At 64.2% G+C, this 16,190-nt stretch carries 13 protein-coding genes and 1 pseudogene; 2 read left to right on the top strand and 12 right to left on the bottom strand.

All coding sequences use genetic code 11. The annotated features are described in order from the left end of the window. Positions 1-46 precede the first annotated feature (46 nt). Positions 47-3,829, bottom strand: coding sequence for a CheR family methyltransferase (locus CAG18_RS02465; RefSeq protein ID WP_085720169.1), 3,783 nt, complete (start codon positions 3,827-3,829; stop codon positions 47-49). Positions 3,830-4,108: 279 nt separating this feature from the next. Here CAG18_RS02465 and CAG18_RS02460 point away from each other — a divergent pair, with 279 nt between their 5' ends. Both CAG18_RS02460 and CAG18_RS02455 read left to right on the top strand, forming a co-directional pair. Beyond that, positions 4,109-4,318, top strand: a complete 210-nt coding sequence (locus CAG18_RS02460) for a general stress protein (protein ID WP_003259459.1) — start codon at positions 4,109-4,111, stop codon at positions 4,316-4,318. A 167-nt stretch (positions 4,319-4,485) separates the two neighbouring features. Further along, on the top strand, positions 4,486-4,755 hold the full coding sequence (locus tag CAG18_RS02455; protein ID WP_015270332.1) for a DUF6555 family protein: 270 nt from the start codon (positions 4,486-4,488) through the stop codon (positions 4,753-4,755). 388 nt (positions 4,756-5,143) lie between these two features. Here CAG18_RS02455 and CAG18_RS27010 read toward each other — a convergent pair whose 3' ends face one another. From CAG18_RS27010 to paaK, 11 genes and pseudogenes are all read right to left on the bottom strand, one after another. Further along, positions 5,144-5,314 (bottom strand): hypothetical protein, encoded by a 171-nt coding sequence (locus CAG18_RS27010; protein ID WP_155252250.1) that lies wholly within the window; start codon positions 5,312-5,314, stop codon positions 5,144-5,146. Positions 5,315-5,470: 156 nt separating this feature from the next. Next, complete coding sequence (gene paaZ / locus CAG18_RS02450; RefSeq protein ID WP_085720167.1) at positions 5,471-7,522, bottom strand: phenylacetic acid degradation bifunctional protein PaaZ; 2,052 nt, start codon at positions 7,520-7,522, stop codon at positions 5,471-5,473. Between the two features lie 28 nt (positions 7,523-7,550). Further along, positions 7,551-8,783, bottom strand: coding sequence for an OprD family porin (locus CAG18_RS02445; RefSeq protein WP_031324467.1), 1,233 nt, complete (start codon positions 8,781-8,783; stop codon positions 7,551-7,553). Positions 8,784-8,823: 40 nt separating this feature from the next. Beyond that, positions 8,824-10,392, bottom strand: a pseudogene (locus CAG18_RS02440) (cation acetate symporter); the annotation flags it as partial. Then, on the bottom strand, positions 10,383-10,691 hold the full coding sequence (locus CAG18_RS02435; protein WP_004376242.1) for a DUF485 domain-containing protein: 309 nt from the start codon (positions 10,689-10,691) through the stop codon (positions 10,383-10,385). The gene CAG18_RS02435 and the pseudogene CAG18_RS02440, both read right to left, overlap by 10 nt. A gap of 169 nt (positions 10,692-10,860) precedes the next feature. Then, a complete protein-coding gene (paaE, locus tag CAG18_RS02430; RefSeq protein ID WP_085720165.1) occupies positions 10,861-11,937 on the bottom strand; it encodes a 1,2-phenylacetyl-CoA epoxidase subunit PaaE in 1,077 nt (358 codons plus the stop codon). A gap of 15 nt (positions 11,938-11,952) precedes the next feature. Further along, the gene (gene paaD / locus CAG18_RS02425) at positions 11,953-12,486 is read right to left on the bottom strand and encodes a 1,2-phenylacetyl-CoA epoxidase subunit PaaD (RefSeq protein WP_024087128.1); all 534 of its coding nucleotides are present in this window, start codon (positions 12,484-12,486) and stop codon (positions 11,953-11,955) included. After that, positions 12,473-13,231: a 1,2-phenylacetyl-CoA epoxidase subunit PaaC gene (paaC, locus tag CAG18_RS02420; protein ID WP_085720163.1), complete on the bottom strand. Its 759-nt coding sequence runs from the start codon at positions 13,229-13,231 to the stop codon at positions 12,473-12,475. The genes paaD and paaC overlap by 14 nt, the downstream gene beginning before the upstream one ends. 8 nt (positions 13,232-13,239) lie before the next feature. Next, positions 13,240-13,521 carry a 1,2-phenylacetyl-CoA epoxidase subunit PaaB gene (gene paaB, locus CAG18_RS02415; RefSeq protein WP_013972614.1) on the bottom strand — a complete coding sequence of 94 codons (282 nt, stop codon included), beginning with the start codon at positions 13,519-13,521 and terminating at the stop codon, positions 13,240-13,242. A 25-nt stretch (positions 13,522-13,546) separates the two neighbouring features. Beyond that, positions 13,547-14,536, bottom strand: coding sequence for a 1,2-phenylacetyl-CoA epoxidase subunit PaaA (gene paaA, locus CAG18_RS02410; protein ID WP_015270325.1), 990 nt, complete (start codon positions 14,534-14,536; stop codon positions 13,547-13,549). A gap of 292 nt (positions 14,537-14,828) precedes the next feature. Beyond that, positions 14,829-16,148 (bottom strand): phenylacetate--CoA ligase PaaK, encoded by a 1,320-nt coding sequence (paaK, locus tag CAG18_RS02405; RefSeq protein WP_039613396.1) that lies wholly within the window; start codon positions 16,146-16,148, stop codon positions 14,829-14,831. Positions 16,149-16,190: the final 42 nt, after the last annotated feature.

Raw genomic sequence — 16,190 nt, 5'->3', positions numbered from 1 at the left:
TTCGGCCCCCGGCGGCACTGAACGTTGCGTTGAAAGCGACCAACGGTCAGTAAGGCACCGAACCGCTGAGGGCCTCGATGGCCTCGACCAGCTCGTCATAGCCCACCGGTTTGTTCAGGTGCCGGTCAAAGCCGGACTGGCGTGACTTGTACTGGTCGGCGCTGGCGCCATAGCCGGTCAGGGCGATGGCAGGGGTATGGCGAAGGTGCACGTAGCCACGCAGGGCCTTGATCAGCGCATGGCCGTCCATCACCGGCATGCCGATATCGGACAGGATGATGTCGTATTCCTCACCCGCAGCGGCGTCCAGGGCCTCACGTGGCTTGCTGAAGGCATTGACAGTGGCGCTCTCCATTTCCAGCAGCTCCTGCATTACCGCCAGCACTTCTACGGAATCGTCCACCAGCAACACGCGAATTCCATTAAGGCGGCCCTCGCTCAGTGGCTCCGAGCCTTGCTCACGCTGCGGGAGTTGCGTATCGCAAAGTGGCAGGGTGACCTCAAAGGTGCAGCCCAGGCCCAGCCCCGGTGACTTGGCGCGTACGCTACCGCCATGGGCCTCGACCAGTTGCCGTACCAGCGACAGGCCGATGCCCAGGCCCTCGCGGCTGTGGCTGGCCTGTTGCGGCGTAGCCTGGCTGAACAGGTCGAAGATGTGCTCGAGGCTGTCGTGGCTCAGGCCTACGCCATGGTCGATCACCTGCAACCGCGCGTGGTTTTCGTCGTGGCTCAGCACCAGGCGTATCTCATTGCCCGCCGGGCTGAACTTCAGCGCGTTGTTGAGCAGGTTCCAGATGATCTGCTCCAGGCGGGTAACGTCACCTTCGATCATCACCGGCAGGGTGTCGGCGGGCAGCTCCAGGCGAACCGGGCAGGGGTGTTGCTCGCTCACCACCACATCATGGATGCCCTGCAGGAGGGCGAGCAGATCCACAGGTTGGGTCTTGAGCTTAAGCTTGCCGGTCCGAATGCGCGCCACATCCAGCAGGTCGTCGATGATCCGCGCCTGGCTGGTTACCGCGTCGCAAATGGTACCCACGGCCTTGCTCGCTGCACTGATGTTGCGCAGCGACGGCAGGCGGCGCAGGATTTCGGCATTGAGCTGGATCAGGTTGAGCGGGTGCTTGAGCTCATGGGACATGACGGCGAAGAACTCGTCCTTCATGTGGTTGTTGCTCTGCGTCTCGGCCAACTGCTTGCTCAGGCGCTCTTCGCCCAGGCGCACGCGCTCTTCGGCGGCATGGCTGCTGCTGATGTCGATGAAGGTCAGCACCGTGCCGTCGATTTTCTGCTCGCTGGAGCGGTAGGGCAGCAGGCGCGCCAGGTACCAGTGATCGCTTTGGCCGCCGATTTCACGCTCGATGACGGCCTCGCCCTGGGCCACGGCGCGGGCATCGTCGGCCAGCGCCGGGTAATCCAGGCAGTGGGTGATGTCGAGCAGGGAACGGCCGGTATCGACTGGCAGGATATTGAAGAGGTCGGTGGCGCGGGGCGTGAACCAGCGAATATGCAGGTTGCGGTCGACGAACACCGTGGCGATCTCGGTGCAGGCGATCAGGTTGCTGAGGTAGTCGTTGACCTTGTCGGTTTCCTCGACCTTGTTCTTCAGCTCGTAGTTGACCGTGAGCAGTTCCTCGTTGATCGACTGCAGCTCTTCCTTGCTGGTTTCCAGTTCTTCGCTGGCCGACCGCAACTCCTCGTTGATGGCCTGCATCTCTTCGTTGGAAGCCGTCAGCTCCTCGCTGGAGACCTCTGACTGCTCGATGGTTTCCTGCAGTTGCAGGCGAGTGCGCTGCAGTTCGCGTTCGAGGTTGTGCAGCACCATGCTGTCGGTCTGGCGGATGACGCCGGGTAACGGCAGGGACGGGTCGGGCGCGCGTTCCTCGAACACCACCAGCAGGCAATCGCTGGCGCTGAGGTCGTCCTTGTACGGCTGCACGGTGATTTCCACCTGCAGTTTGCCCATGGTTTCCGCCAGGTCGACAGGGCGCGAAGTCACCGCCTCGGTCCCCTGGCGCGCCTGGAACAAGGTGCTGCGCAGGGCCAGGCGCAGGGGCGGCAGCACCAGGTTGAGCAGGCTGCGGCTCGGTTCGCCACCGGCCAGTTGCAGGAAACGCCCTGCGCCTTCGCTCATGTGCAGGATATTGCCGTCGATATCGACTATCAGGCTGGGCGGCATGCGACGCGCCAGGGCGCGGTAGTGCAGGTCGGCGAAGGATGGCTTGCGCCCCGGCTTGGCCTTGGCCAGCGTTTCCAGTGGCATGCTGGCGGCAGATGTGCCGGCCAGCTGACGGCCGGAACGGCGGCCGGTATTGCTGGCATCGAGTGCGCGGAAAATGCGGTTGCGTTTGTCCACCGGGGCGAACAGTTCACTGGCCATGTCGGCCGACTCGGACGACCCGAGGAACAGGTAGCCACCCGGGCGCAGGGCGAAGTGGAACATCTGCAGGATGTCACGCTGCACCTCGCGGTCCAGGTAGATCAGCAGGTTGCGGCAGACAATCAGGTCGATCTGCGAGAACGGTGGGTCCGACAGCAGGTTGTGCCGGGCGAACAGCACCTTTTCGCGAACCTCTTTGCGCACCCTGTAATGCTGGTCTTCCTTGAGGAAGAACTGGCGCAGCCGGCTGGGCGGCACGTCGGTGACGATCGCCTCGGGGTATGAGCCACTGCGGGCGATGCCGATGGCGCGTTCGTCCAGGTCGGTGGCGAACACCTGTACCTTGTGCGAGCGCTGCTCCAGTGCCAGCTGCTCGCAAACCAGCATGGCGAGGCTGTACGCCTCTTCGCCGGTGGAGCAGCCGGCCGACCACACGCGTATCTCGTCCGCGCCCTCGGCCGGGTCGCGTTCGCAGACCAGCTGTGGCAACACATGGCGCTCCAGTGCTTCGAACGCTTCGCGGTCGCGGAAGAAATTGGTCACGCCGATCAGCATGTCGGCCAGCAAGGCCCTGGATTCCGCGGGGTACTGTTCCAGGTAATGCAGGTAGGCCGCCAGGTCTGCCTGGCCGGTCACATGCAGGCGGCGCTCGATGCGTCGCAGTACCGTGGCGCGCTTGTAGTGCTGAAAGTCGTGGCCAGTATTGCTGCGCAACTGCAGCAGGATCTCTTCGAGCATCGGCTCGCTGGCCTGGGCATCGCCGACTCGGGTGCCCAAGGCCGGAGGCAGGGTATCGTCTTCGATTTCCGGGAGCCTGACCTGGCGGGCATTGCGCCACAGCTCCAGCAGCTTCTGCGGGATTTCTGCCGCCGGCAGCACCAGGTCGACCATGCCGGTCTCGATTGCGGCACGGGGCATGCTGTCGTACTGGGCGTCGTCCGGTGTTTGCGCCAGGGTCACACCGCCTTGCTCCTTGATCCGCGACAGGCCCACGGCGCCATCGGCACCGGTACCGGACAACACAACGCAGAAGGCGTGGTCCTTGTGCACGTCAGCCAGGTCACGGAAGAACAGGTCGATGGCCACGTGGTCGCCACGGCTCCGGTTGGCCGGGGTCACCCGCAGGTAGCCGTCGTTGGTGGACAGGCGATTGGCCGGTGAAATCACGTAGATGTGGTTGCGCTCGATGGGCACCGGCTCAGTCACCTGGCGCACCGGCATTTGCGTGGTGTCCTGGATGATGCGGTCGGCGACGCTCTGGTGGTCGGGGGACAGGTGCAGGACCACGACGAAGGCCATGCCGCAATCGTTGGGCATTTGCCGGAACAGCGTACAGATCGCTTCCAGGCCGCCTGCCGATGCACCGATGCCCACCACCGGGAAATCCAGGTGGCTGGGGCTGAGTGCCGGGTTCTGGGGCGAGGCAGGTTGCTTGGGGGACGACTTCATGGACGGAGCCTTGTGCAGACCGGAACGTTCCGCCCTTAGCAGCATCATCGGGCGTGTGTGTGGCGGGATTATAGGCCGTCGCCATGTTATTGAGACCTCTGCTTGCGAAGGAAAGTGCGACCCGCCTGCTTCCGTCACGCAAACCTTTTGCCGGCCCATGTTTGGTGCCACTGGTCAGTTGCCGGCAAAACCATTGAGCAGACTGTGTGATTGGCGGCTCGGAACCAAGGCATGGCAAACATCCATGCGAGCAGTCAATCCATCGCAAGGAGATACCACATGGCGCAGGATCAAGAGCGAACCAGCCAGCGCGGCGGCACCAAGGAAACCAACCCTGGCAATTTTGCCAATGACCGGGAACGGGCCTCCCGCGCGGGGCACAAGGGTGGGCAGGCTTCTGGCGGCAACTTCGCCAACGACCGCCAACGGGCATCGGAGGCCGGTCGCAAGGGCGGCCAGAACAGCCACGGCGGGGGCCGCCAACAGTGAGTTGAGTGCTCCTGGGCACCCGGTACCCGCAGTGCCGGGTGCCGGCTACCTCCTGTGTACCGGGACTGCAATGGCCTTTGGTACCTGTTGCTCGACATTTTTTTGAATCTTCTGGCCGTACCCCGATCAATCAGGGTGTCATCCATGGAGAAGAGGAGGCCCCTGCGATGCCTGGCCCACAGCTATACATCATCGATTACCAACTGCATGGCAAGCCGCGCAGTTTCATCATCCGTCTGGAGACGCTGGACAACGCCGAGGCCTGGCATTGGGCAAGTTGTGATGCGGGCATCGGCATCATTCCGAAGTTCGGGCGCGAAAAAATCAGAAAAGTCAGCAGGCCGATGGCCGAGCGCTACGGGATTACCGCCGTGCAATGGCGCATATCCGGCAGCAAGCCGAACCAGTCGGTGGGGGGGCCAGCGGCGACAATGTGACCGCTGGCCCAAAGCACTGTGTCGCCTGCTTCGCGGGCATGCCCGCTCTGATAGAACAACACATGACTCATTGGTTCGGCGAGGTCCTGTAGGAGCAGCCTTGTGCTGCGAAGAGGCCGGGGCTGACGAAGCCTGTCTATTGGCTGTACCGGCCTCTTCGCAGCACAAGGCTGCTCCTACAAAGGACGCGTCAGACGAGCAATATTGGTTCTCTGCGCGACAGCGCAGCCCAAAGGGCTGGGCAATCTCCCACAGGGACATCACCAGTTCAAGGAGTGCGCCATACCTGTGGGAGCGGGCGCGCCCGCGAACACCGGCGCAGCCGGTGCCATTCACCGCGTTGGATTCTTCGCGGCTAAAGCCGCTCCTACAGGTACGCGCAGGCCGTCTAGGCACCGGACTCTGGGTCGCTGGCCGGTACGCCCGGGCGGTTTTCTTCGTCATCAGTCACATTGGGGTCGGCATCCGGGTCATCTGCCCGGTCATTGCGCCGGTCCGGCTCGAGCTCCGGCCAGTCATCCTGTGCGCTGCCGCCACCCATCGCAGTAAACTCTTTCATCTCGCAACCCTCGCTCTCGATGAAAAAAAGGCCCGCGATCAGGCGGGCCCAATACAGGAGTGAGAGGCGAAGCCATTGACCACCCCTCATTGAATGAGAGCGGCAACAGCCAGGGGCGGTCGGTTGGATATCCACCACCCCTGACCAACGGTACTGTCAGGGCTTCTTCAGCACGAGGGTGAGAATGTCGTAGCTGGCGACCAGCTCGCCCAGCTGGTTGGTCACCTCCACATCCCACGCCACCACGCCCTGGGGCTGGCCCAGCGGGCTGGTCTTGCCCTGGTCGATCTTGCGCTTGCAGGTCAGGCGCGCCTGGATGGTGTCGCCGATGCCGACCGGGTTGATGAAACGCAGGGTATCCAGGCCGTAGTTGGCCAGTACCGGGCCTGCACCCGGGGAGACGAACAGCCCGGCCGCTGCCGACAACACGAAATAGCCGTGGGCGATGCGCTTGCCGAACTGCGATTCCTTGGCGGCGATCTCGTCGAAGTGCATGTAGAAATGGTCACCCGACAGGCAACCGAAGTTGACCAGGTCGGCTTCGGTCACGGTGCGCCGATGGGTGAGCAGCGACTCGCCGATGCGCAACTGCTCGAAATAGCGGCGGAACGGGTGTACTTCGGTTTCGATCACTTCGCCACCGCGCACGTATTCGCCGGTTACCGCCGTCAGCATGCTCGGCGAACCCTGTACTGCGGCACGCTGCAGGTAATGCTTGACGGCACGCAGGCCACCCAGCTCTTCACCCCCACCAGCGCGGCCCGGGCCGCCGTGCTTGAGTTGCGGCAATGGCGAGCCATGCCCGGTGGATTCCTTGGCCGCCTCGCTGTCGAGTACCAGCAAGCGGCCGTGCCAGGCGGCAGCCACTGGAATGGCCTTGGCTGCCACGCTGCGGTCGGCGGTGACCAGGGTCGCCACCAGGCTGCCTTTGCCCCGCGCGGCCAGCGCCAGGGCTTCATCGAGGTCGTCATAGGCCATCAGCGTGCTGACCGGGCCGAACGCTTCGATATCGTGGGCACCGCCTTCGGCATGCGGGTCACGGGCCTGCAGCAAGGTCGGAGCAAAGAACGCGCCCTCGGCCACACCCTCGCCACGCGGCGCAAAGCCATCGCTGGCACCGAACAGCTGGTCGCAGCTCTGCAGCAGGCTGCGCACTCGCTCGGCCACATCGTGCTGCTGGTCGTGGGAGGCCAGGGCGCCCATGCGCACGCCTTCCAGCGACGGGTCACCGACAACCACCTTGGCCAGCCGCTCGCGCAGGCGCGTGGCAACCGCGTCGATGTGCCTGGCCGGTACGATGGCGCGGCGGATGGCGGTGCATTTCTGGCCGGCCTTGGTGGTCATTTCGCGGACCACCTCCTTGATATACAGGTCGAACTCTTCGCTGTCCGGGGTCACGTCCGGGCCGAGGATGGCGCAGTTGAGCGAATCGGCTTCGGCGGTGAACGGCACCGAGTTGCGCACCAGGTTCGGCGTGACGCGCAACTTGGCGGCGGTGTCAGCGGAGCCGGTGAAGGTCACCACGTCCTGGCCTTGCAGGCGGTCGAGCAGGTCGCCGGTGCTGCCGATCACCAGTTGCAGGCTGCCTTCGGGCAACAGCCCGGATGCATTCATCAGCCGCACCACGGCCTCGGTCAGGTAGCTGGTCGAGGTCGCCGGCTTGACGATGCACGGCATACCGGCCAGGAAGGTCGGGGCGAACTTCTCCAGCATGCCCCAGATGGGGAAGTTGAAGGCGTTGATGTGCACCGCCACGCCGGCGCGCGGCACCAGGATGTGGCTGCCGGCGAAATGGCCTTGCTTGCCCAGCGGGATGGCCGGGCCTTCGTGCACCAGGTTGCCCGACGGCAGTTCACGGCTGCCGATGCCCGCATAGGAGAACAGCGTGGCGTTGCCGCCTTCGATGTCGATCCAGCTGTCGGCACGTGTAGCACCGCTGTGGTGGGACAGGGCGTAAAGCTGCTCCTTGCGCTCGGCCAGGTACAGGGCCATTGCCTTCAGGCGGGCAGCGCGTTGCTGGAAGTCCATGGCCATCAGCGTGGCCAGGCCACGGGCGCGGGCAAAGTCCACGGCCTCGGCGAAATCCGGGCGCTCTTCGTGGCTGTAGGCCAAAACGTGGCCATCCAGGGCGCTACGCAGGGCCTGGGCGCCGTGCTGGCCAAGCCAGCGGCCGGCGATGAAGCTTTGCAGGGTAGGGGCGGCAGACATGCTGTTCTCCAATGTAGAGGGGGCGCTGTTACCACAGCGCCACGGTGTAGCCGATGATCAGGCGGTTTTCGTCCACGGCGTTGGTCAGGCCATTGCCGGAACGGAAGGTGACGTTGCGCCAGCGCAGGCTGACGTCCTTGAACGGGCCGCTCTGGATGACATAGGTGATGTCGGTGTCGCGCTCACGCTCACGGCCGTTGCTGACGGTGGCGGTCTCGGCGTGGCGGCCATCGGTGTAGCGGGTCATGAAGCTCAGGCCGGGGATGCCCATGGCGACGAAGTCGTAGTCGTAGCGCACCTGCCACGAGTCCAGCCCGGCGCGGGTGAAGGTGTTGTAGGTGACCAGGTTGACGGTGAACGGGTCGCCGCCGTTCACGAACGGGAAGGCACTGTCGCCGGACATCTGCTGCCAGGCGGCGGTGAACTTGTGGGCCCGTACGCCGAGGGTGAACATGGCGTTGAAGTTGCGGTTGTCGATGTTGCCGGCACGCTCGGCGCCGTCGTTGCGGCTGTCGAAGTAGCGCAGGTCGGTGCGCAGGCTCAGGCCTTCGCCCAGCGGGCGGGTATCGATCAGGCCGACGAACTGCTGGCGGTAGATGTCCTCGAGCTTGGCGTAGTAGTAGCTGACGCTGGTTTGCGGGGTGATGGCGTAGCTGCCGCCGCCGAAGTCCAGGTGGTCGCTGCTGGCGGCGCCGTAGCCGATGTCGTCGCGGCCCGAGGAATCACGCAGGTTGGCCTTGGTCAGGCGGCCGGCGTTGAAGGTCAGGCCGGCCAGGTCCTGGCTGGTGAGCAGGCCACCCTGGAAGGTGGAGGCCAGCAGGCGGGTGTCGTTGTACACCACCACCGGCAGGATCGGTTGCAAGGTCCCCAGGCGCAGGGTGCTCTTGGCCACCCGCACCTTGCCGGTCAGGCCCAGTTCGCTGTAGTCGTCGACCGGTTCATGGCTGTTCGGGCCGAAAGGCAGCAGGCCGGTATTGCGCCGGTCGCGGCTGGAGTCGAGCTTGATGCCCAGTTGGCCCATGGCGTCGACACCAAAGCCGACCGGGCCTTCGGTGAAGCCCGACTCCAGCTTGGCGGTAAAGCCTTGGCCCCATTCCTCGGCCTTGGCCTGCGGTGCATTGCTTTGGCGGAAGTCGCGGTTGAGGTAATGGTTGCGCAGCTCCAACCGAGCGTGGCTGTCGCCGATGAAGTCTGCCATCGCCGGCATCGGCAAGGCGAGGGTCGCCAGCCAGGCGGCCGAAATGAAGTGCGTGCGGTTCATTGTTGTTGTTTTACCCGACATGGTTGTTCTTCCCTGAGAGTCAGTGCTTGCTGGCGCCGGCGGCGCCGATTCCGGTCATGGAACGGATGAACTGGGCCAGGTAGCGGCCACGTTCCTGGCTGGCGCGTTCGGAGCTGTCAGTGACCGAGAACACCCAGGCGCCGAGGAAGGCCAGGCTCATGGAGAACAGCGCCGGGTTGCTGTAGGGGAACAGCGCCTTTTCGTGATGCAGCACGTTGACCCACACCGCCGGGCCCAGCACCACCAGCAGCACCGCCGAAACCAGGCCGGCCATGCTGCCGCACACTGCGCCGCGGGTGGTCAGGCCTTTCCAGAACATCGAAAGCAGCAGCACCGGGAAGTTGACCGAGGCGGCCACGGCCAGCACCAGGCCAGAGAGGAAGGCGATGTTCTGCGACTCGAACATCAGGCCGAGGATGACCGCCAGCAGGCCGATCAGCAGCGTGGCGATACGCGACACGCGCATTTCCTCCTGTTCACTGGCCTTGCCCTGGCGCACCACGCAGGCATACAGGTCGTGGGAAACGGCCGATGCACCGGACAGCGCCAGGCCGGCGACCACCGCCAGGATGGTGGCGAAGGCCACGGCGGAGATGAAACCGAGGAACAGATTGCCACCCACGGCCTGGGCCAGGTGCACGGCGACCATGTTGCCGCCGCCGATAATGGCGCCGGTGGCATCACGGTAGGACGGTTCGGTGCCGACCATGACGATTGCACCAAAGCCGATGACGATCAGCAGCAGGTAGAAGTAGCCGATGAACCCGGTGGCATAGAACACGCTCTTGCGCGCTTCCTTGGCATCGCTGACGGTGAAGAAGCGCATCAGGATATGCGGCAGGCCGGCGGTACCGAACATCATGCCCAGGCCGAGGGAAATGGCGTCCACCGGGTTGGACAGCAAGCCGCCCGGGGCCATGATCGCCTGGCCCTTGGCATGCACGGCCACGGCGCTGGCGAACATCGCCTCGGTGCTGAAGCCGAAATGCTTGAGCACCATGAAGGCCATGAAGCTGGTGCCCGAAAGCAGCATCACTGCCTTGATGATCTGCACCCAGGTGGTGGCGAGCATGCCGCCGAAGGTGACGTAGGCGACCATCAGCACACCGACCAGCATCACCGCGTACAGATAGCTGATGCCGAACAGCAGTTCGATCAGCTTGCCGGCACCGACCATCTGCGCCACCAGGTACATCAGCGCCACCACCAGGGTGCCGAAGGCCGAGGTCAGGCGCACCGGGGTTTGTGCCAGGCGGTAGCTGACCACGTCGGCGAAGGTGTACTTGCCCAGGTTGCGCAGGCGTTCGGCGATCAGGAACAGGATGATCGGCCAGCCGGCCAGTACGCCCAGGGCATACAGCAGGCCGTCATAGCCGTTCATGAACATCATTGCCGAAATGCCCAGGAACGAGGCGGCGCTGATCATGTCGCCGGCGATCGCCAAGCCGTTCTGCATGCCGGTCAGGCCCCCGCCGGCGGTGTAGAAATCGCTGGCCGAGCGCGTGCGCATGGCAGCCCAGCGGGTGACCAGCAGGGTGAAGCAGACGAACACCATGAACATCGAGATGGCAGTCCAGTTCATTGTGCGCACTCCTGCTTGACCTTGTCGTTGAGCGGGTCGAGCACGTTGTTGGCGCGGTGCACGTAGATGCCTGTCAAGGCGAAGGACAGCAGTACCATCAGCACGCCCACCAGCATGCCAACGGTGGTCACGCCACCGCTGAGGGACTGGCCGAGGGTGCTGGGGGAAAACGCCACCAGCAGGACGAAGCCGTAGTAGATCACCAGCATGGCCAGGGTCAAGCTGCCGTTGAGGCGGCGTTTGCGCTGCACCAGGTGCTGGAAGTCGGGGTGGTTGGCGATGCTTTCGATGCGTTCGGGTGTCATGGGTTGCGATCTCTGGGTGTTGTAATTGTTTTGTTGAGGTCACGCGGGTGTTGCGGTGTTGCTTAGGGCCTCTTCGCGGGCATGCCCGCTCCCACAGGTGCGGCGGTGTGCTTGAGACTTGTGCTATCCCTGTGGGAGCGGGCGCGCCCGCGAAGCAGGCGACGCGGTCTCAGAGCTGGTCGAAATCGAGCACCACCTTGTCGCTCACCGGGTAGGTCTGGCACGACAGCACATACCCGGCCGCCACTTCGTAATCCTCCAGGGCATGGTTGCTGTCCATCTCCACTTCGCCCTCGATTACCCGGCACTTGCAGGTCGAGCACACGCCGGCCTTGCACGAGTACGGCAGCTCGGCGCCGATGGCGTTGCCGGCGTCCAGCACGTTCTGGGTGTTACGTGGCAGGTCGAAGGTGAGGGCGCGGCCGTCGCTGATCACGGTGATGTGACTGAGCGCCGAATCCACCTGGCGCGCCGCCTCGCGGGCCTCCCGGCGGGCTTCGCTGCCGGCGGCTGCGAACAGCTCGAAATGGATACGGTCCTTGGCCAGGCCATTGGCCTGCAGGCTGTCGCGCACCGTCTCGGTCATCGCCTGTGGGCCGCAGATGAATGCAGCGTCCAGGTTGGCAACGTCCATCCAGCGCGAGAACAACTGGCCGCACTTGTCGGCATCGATGCGGCCGTTGTACAGGTCGACATCCTGCTGCTCGCGGCTGAACACGAAAATCAGGTTCAGGCGGTCGAGGTAACGGTTCTTCAGGTCTTCCAGCTTGTCGCGGAACAGTGCGCCAGAGCTGGAGCGGTTGCCGTACAGCAGGGTGAAGCGGCTGTACGGCTCGCTGGCCAGGGTAGTGGCGACGATCGACAGGATCGGCGTGATGCCGCTGCCGGCAGCCACGCCCAGGTAGTTGCCCTGGCGGGCCGGCTCCAGTGGCACGAAGAAGCTGCCCGACGGCGGCATCACTTCCAGTTGCTGGCCTGCCTTGAGCACGTCGTTGGCAAATGCCGAAAAGCGCCCGCCTGGCACGCGCTTCACCGCCACACGCAGTTCGCCATCCTGCACGGCGCTGCAGATAGAATAGGAACGGCGGACTTCTTCGTTATCCAGTTGGGTGCGCATGACCAGGTACTGGCCCTGGGTGAAACGGAACTGCGCCTGCAGGTGCTCGGGCACGTCGAAGGCAATCGACACCGCATCGCGGGTCTCGTTGCGCACTTGTTTGATGGTCAGGCTGTGAAACTGGCTCATGGCGTTCTCCACGGCTCAAATGCATTTGAAATAGTCGAACGGCTCCAGGCACTCGCGGCAGCGGTAAAGCGCCTTGCAAGCCGTGGAACCGAACTGGCTGAGCAATTCGGTATGGGCGCTACCGCACTGCGGGCAGCACACCTGCGGCGCCTCGCCGAGCAGGCTGCGTTTGCTGGCGCTGCCCTGTGGCGGGGCGATGCCGTAGGCGCGCAGGCGCTCGCGGCCCAGTTCGCTGATCCAGTCGGTGCTCCAGGCCGGGGTCAGCCGGCGCTCGAGCAGCGGCGCGGGGAAGCCGGCCTGCTCCAGCGCCTGGCGGATATCCCCTTCGATCACCTCGGTGGCAGGGCAGCCGGAGTAGGTCGGTGTGACGACCAGGTGCAGGTGCCCGGCGCGCCAGTCGAGGTCGCGCACGATGCCCAGGTCGACCACGCTGACCACGGGCACTTCCGGGTCCATAACCTGGGCCAGTACCGCCCAGGCCCGGGCCAGGTCATCGCCGCGTGGCGCGCGGGCGCCACGGTCGCCGGCAATCAGCTCACCAGGTTGCATCGGGGTACGCCCTTGGCAGGAACTGCATCTCGGCCAGCAGCAGGCCCAGGTGCTCGGTGTGCAGGCCTTTGCGGCCGTCCAGGTAGAAGTGGCTGGCGGCCTTGGGCAACGGCAGTTCGACCGAAGCGAAGGTCTCGCTAACCTGCTTGAGCCAGGCCGCGCCGACGGCAGCGGGGGCGGCGGCGATACCCGCTTGCGCCAGGTGCACTTCATTGTCGCTACCGGCGGCCAGTTCGACGGTGAAGCGCCACAGTGCCGGGATGGCCGCGAGCATGCGTTGGCGGCTTTCTTCGGTGCCACCACCCAGGCGTTGCACCCACTCGCTGGAGCGGCGCAGGTGGTAGGTGACTTCCTTCAGGGCCTTGGCGGCGATACCGGCGATACGCTCGTCGTTCGAGCCGACCAGACCCTGAAGCACGGCGAAATGCCAGGCGTCATAGAAGAACTGCTTGGTCATGGTCACGGCGAAATCGCCGTTGGGCTGCTCGACCAGCAACAGGTTGCGATAGGCGCGCTCGTCACGGCGGAAGGCCAGGGCGTCGGCGTCACGGCCATCATCGAGCAGCTCGGCGGCGTACTCCAGCCAGTTGCGCGCCTGGCCTACCAGGTCGAGGCCGACGTTCATCAGGGCCAGTTCTTCTTCGATGGCCGGGGCGCGGCCACACCATTCGCAGAGGCGCTGGCCCTGCACCAGGGCACTGTCGCCGAGCAGCAGCAGGTAGGGGACAAGGGTTTCGTTGTGCATGGCCAACCTCACATGTGTCCGACTTCGTCGGGCAGTTCGTAGAAGCTGGCATGGCGGTAGACCTTGTCGTCCGCCGGGGCGAACAGCGGGTCTTTCTCGTCCGGGGAAGAGGCGGTGATCAGTGCCGAGGGCACCACCCACAGGCTGACGCCTTCGCTGCGGCGGGTGTACAGCTCGCGGGCGTTTTCGATGGCCATGGCGGCATCGGCGGCGTGCACGCTGCCGACATGCTTGTGGTTAAGGCCGTGCTTGCTGCGCACGAACACTTCGTAGAGGGTCCAGACAGACATTTTCGATCTCCGCATCAATCGCCGCTCAGGCGGCGTTCTTGTTCTGTTGCTTGCGCGCGTAGGCCACGGCGGCCTCGCGCACCCAGGCACCGTCCTCGATGGCCTTGCGTCGGGTGGCGACGCGTTCCTGGTTGCATGGGCCATTGCCCTTGATCACTTCGTAGAACTCGTCCCACTGGATTTCGCCGAAGTCGTAATGGCCGCGCTCGGCATTCCACTTCAGCTCGGGGTCGGGGGCGGTGCAGCCGAGCAGCTCGAGCTGCGGCACGGTCTGGTCGATGAAGCGCTGGCGCAGTTCATCGTTGGTCTGGCGCTTGATCTTCCAGGCCATGGACTGGGCGCTGTTGGGGGAGTGCTCGTCGCTGGGGCCGAACATCATCAGTGCCGGCCACCACAGGCGGTTGATCGCGTCCTGGACCATGTCGCGCTGGGCCTGGGTACCGTGGCGCATCATGGTCAGAAGGATTTCGTAGCCCTGGCGCTGGTGGAAGCTCTCTTCTTTGCAGATGCGGATCATCGCGCGCGAATACGGGCCGTAGGAGGTGCGCTGCAGCACCACCTGGTTGACGATGGCGGCGCCGTCCACCAGCCAGCCCACTGCGCCCATATCGGCCCAGCTGAGGGTGGGGTAGTTGAAGATGCTCGAGTACTTGGCCTTGCCGCTGTGCAGCTTGGCGATTTCTTCGTCACGGTCGGCGCCCAGGGTTTCCATGGCGCTGTACAGGTACAGGCCGTGGCCGGCTTCGTCCTGGATCTTGGCCATCAGCTGCAGCTTGCGTTTGAGGCTGGGGGCACGGGTGACCCAGTTGCCTTCGGGCAGCATGCCGACGATTTCCGAGTGGGCGTGCTGGGAGATCTGCCGGATCAGGGTCTGGCGGTAGGCCTCGGGCATCCAGTTCTTGGCTTCGATCTTGATTTCGGCGTCGATCTTTTCCTGGAAGTTGCGCTCCTCGGGCGACATCTCTTCCAGCGACTTGACGCGCTTGACTCCGGTTTCCACTAGCTGTGCGTACATGTGTTCCGACTCCTGCTAAGGCATGAGTCATTTGTAAGCGATACAAAACATAACGTCAAACAGTTTTATGTGTATCAAATAAGATTTGTGTATCACTTTGCGGGCCAAGAGGGCTGCTGTGCAGCCCTTTCGCCGGCAAGCCAGCTCCCACAGGAGAGCGGTTGCCCTGGAGATGGACGCTGCCCCTGTGGGAGCTGGCTTGCCGGCGAAAGGGGCGCAAAGCGCCCCCAGCAATCTCCCAGGCAAAAAAAAGCCCCGGACGATGCCGGGGCCGAAAAGGCAGCCGAATGAATCAGCTGGCCAACCGTTTGTCGAACACGTGGCAGGCCTTGCCCTCGGAACGCTTGAGCGTGCCGCAGGGCTGCAGGCGCACCTGGGTGCTGATGCCGATATAGGTCTTGATCTGCTTGGTCAGCTCCCCGGTCAACAGCTTGCGCTGGCCTTCATCAAGGTGCTGGCACTCCGCACGCAGTTCCACATGCACTTCGACACTGTCGAGGTTTCCATTGCGATACAGATGAATCTCATAAAGCTCGGAAAGCTGTTTTATTTTTAGCACTTGCTCCTCGATCTGGGTCGGGAACACGTTGACCCCGCGAATGATCAGCATGTCATCGCTGCGGCCGGTGATCTTGCCGATCCGCCGCATCGGCCTGGCGGTGCCGGGCAGCAGGCGAGTGAGGTCGCGGGTGCGGTAGCGCACCATGGGCAACGCTTCCTTGCTCAGCGAGGTGAACACCAGTTCGCCCAGTTGGCCGTCCGGTAGCACCGCACCGGTGACCGGGTCGATGATCTCGGGGTAGAAATGGTCCTCCCAGATGGTCGGGCCATCCTTGGTTTCGAGGCACTCCATCGCCACCCCAGGCCCCATGATTTCCGACAGGCCATAAATGTCGAGGGCATCGATGCCCAGCCGTTGCTCGATAGAGCGGCGCAGCTCATCGGTCCACGGCTCTGCGCCGAATATGCCCAGGCGCAGCTTGAGGTCTTGCGGGTCGATGCCCTGGCGCTCGATCTCGTCGGCCAGGTTGAGCATGTAGGAGGGGGTGACCATGATGATGTCGGGCTGGAAGTCGCGAATCAGCTGCACTTGCTTTTCGGTCTGACCACCGGACATGGGGATCACCGTGCAGCCCAGGCGCTCGGCACCGTAATGCGCGCCAAGCCCGCCGGTGAACAGGCCGTAGCCGTAGGAGACATGCACCTTGTCACCCTTGCGCCCACCCGCGGCGCGGATCGAGCGGGCGACCACATTGGCCCAGGTGTCGATGTCGTTCTGGGTGTAGCCCACCACCGTCGGCTTGCCGGTGGTGCCACTGGAGGCGTGCAGACGCACCACCTCTTGCTGGGGCACGGCGAACATGCCGTAGGGGTAGTTGTCGCGCAGGTCGTTCTTGCCGGTGAAGGGGAACTTCGCCAGGTCTTCCAGGCACTTGAGGTCGTCGGGGTGGGCACCGCACTCGGCAAAGCGCTGGCGGTACAGCGGTACGTTGTCGTAGGCGTGCTTCAGGCTCCAGCGCAGGCGCTCCAGCTGGTGCTGGCGCAGGGCGTCGACACTGGCGGTTTCCATCGGGTCCAGCAGGGCACGATCGGCATCATGGTACATGTTCATGGCTTCACTCGAATTGTTCTTGTACGCCGCGCGGTACCGGTT

Source organism: Pseudomonas sp. B22(2017), assembly GCF_002113105.1.
In the GTDB taxonomy this organism is placed as follows: domain Bacteria; phylum Pseudomonadota; class Gammaproteobacteria; order Pseudomonadales; family Pseudomonadaceae; genus Aquipseudomonas; species Aquipseudomonas asiatica.
The sequence above is the reverse complement of the archived record's forward strand: the minus strand, read 5'-3'. Positions and strand labels throughout refer to the sequence as shown.

Excerpts from the sequence above, each read along its gene's own strand:
- CAG18_RS02465 (WP_085720169.1), bottom strand. The coding sequence starts at position 3,829 with ATGAAGTCGTCCCCCAAGCAACCTGCCTCGCCCCAGAACCCGGCACTC.
- CAG18_RS02460 (WP_003259459.1), top strand. The coding sequence starts at position 4,109 with ATGGCGCAGGATCAAGAGCGAACCAGCCAGCGCGGCGGCACCAAGGAA.
- CAG18_RS02455 (WP_015270332.1), top strand. The coding sequence starts at position 4,486 with ATGCCTGGCCCACAGCTATACATCATCGATTACCAACTGCATGGCAAG.
- CAG18_RS27010 (WP_155252250.1), bottom strand. The coding sequence starts at position 5,314 with ATGAAAGAGTTTACTGCGATGGGTGGCGGCAGCGCACAGGATGACTGG.
- paaZ (WP_085720167.1), bottom strand. The coding sequence starts at position 7,522 with ATGTCTGCCGCCCCTACCCTGCAAAGCTTCATCGCCGGCCGCTGGCTT.
- CAG18_RS02445 (WP_031324467.1), bottom strand. The coding sequence starts at position 8,783 with ATGAACCGCACGCACTTCATTTCGGCCGCCTGGCTGGCGACCCTCGCC.
- CAG18_RS02435 (WP_004376242.1), bottom strand. The coding sequence starts at position 10,691 with ATGACACCCGAACGCATCGAAAGCATCGCCAACCACCCCGACTTCCAG.
- paaE (WP_085720165.1), bottom strand. The coding sequence starts at position 11,937 with ATGAGCCAGTTTCACAGCCTGACCATCAAACAAGTGCGCAACGAGACC.
- paaD (WP_024087128.1), bottom strand. The coding sequence starts at position 12,486 with ATGCAACCTGGTGAGCTGATTGCCGGCGACCGTGGCGCCCGCGCGCCA.
- paaC (WP_085720163.1), bottom strand. The coding sequence starts at position 13,231 with ATGCACAACGAAACCCTTGTCCCCTACCTGCTGCTGCTCGGCGACAGT.
- paaB (WP_013972614.1), bottom strand. The coding sequence starts at position 13,521 with ATGTCTGTCTGGACCCTCTACGAAGTGTTCGTGCGCAGCAAGCACGGC.
- paaA (WP_015270325.1), bottom strand. The coding sequence starts at position 14,536 with ATGTACGCACAGCTAGTGGAAACCGGAGTCAAGCGCGTCAAGTCGCTG.
- paaK (WP_039613396.1), bottom strand. The coding sequence starts at position 16,148 with ATGAACATGTACCATGATGCCGATCGTGCCCTGCTGGACCCGATGGAA.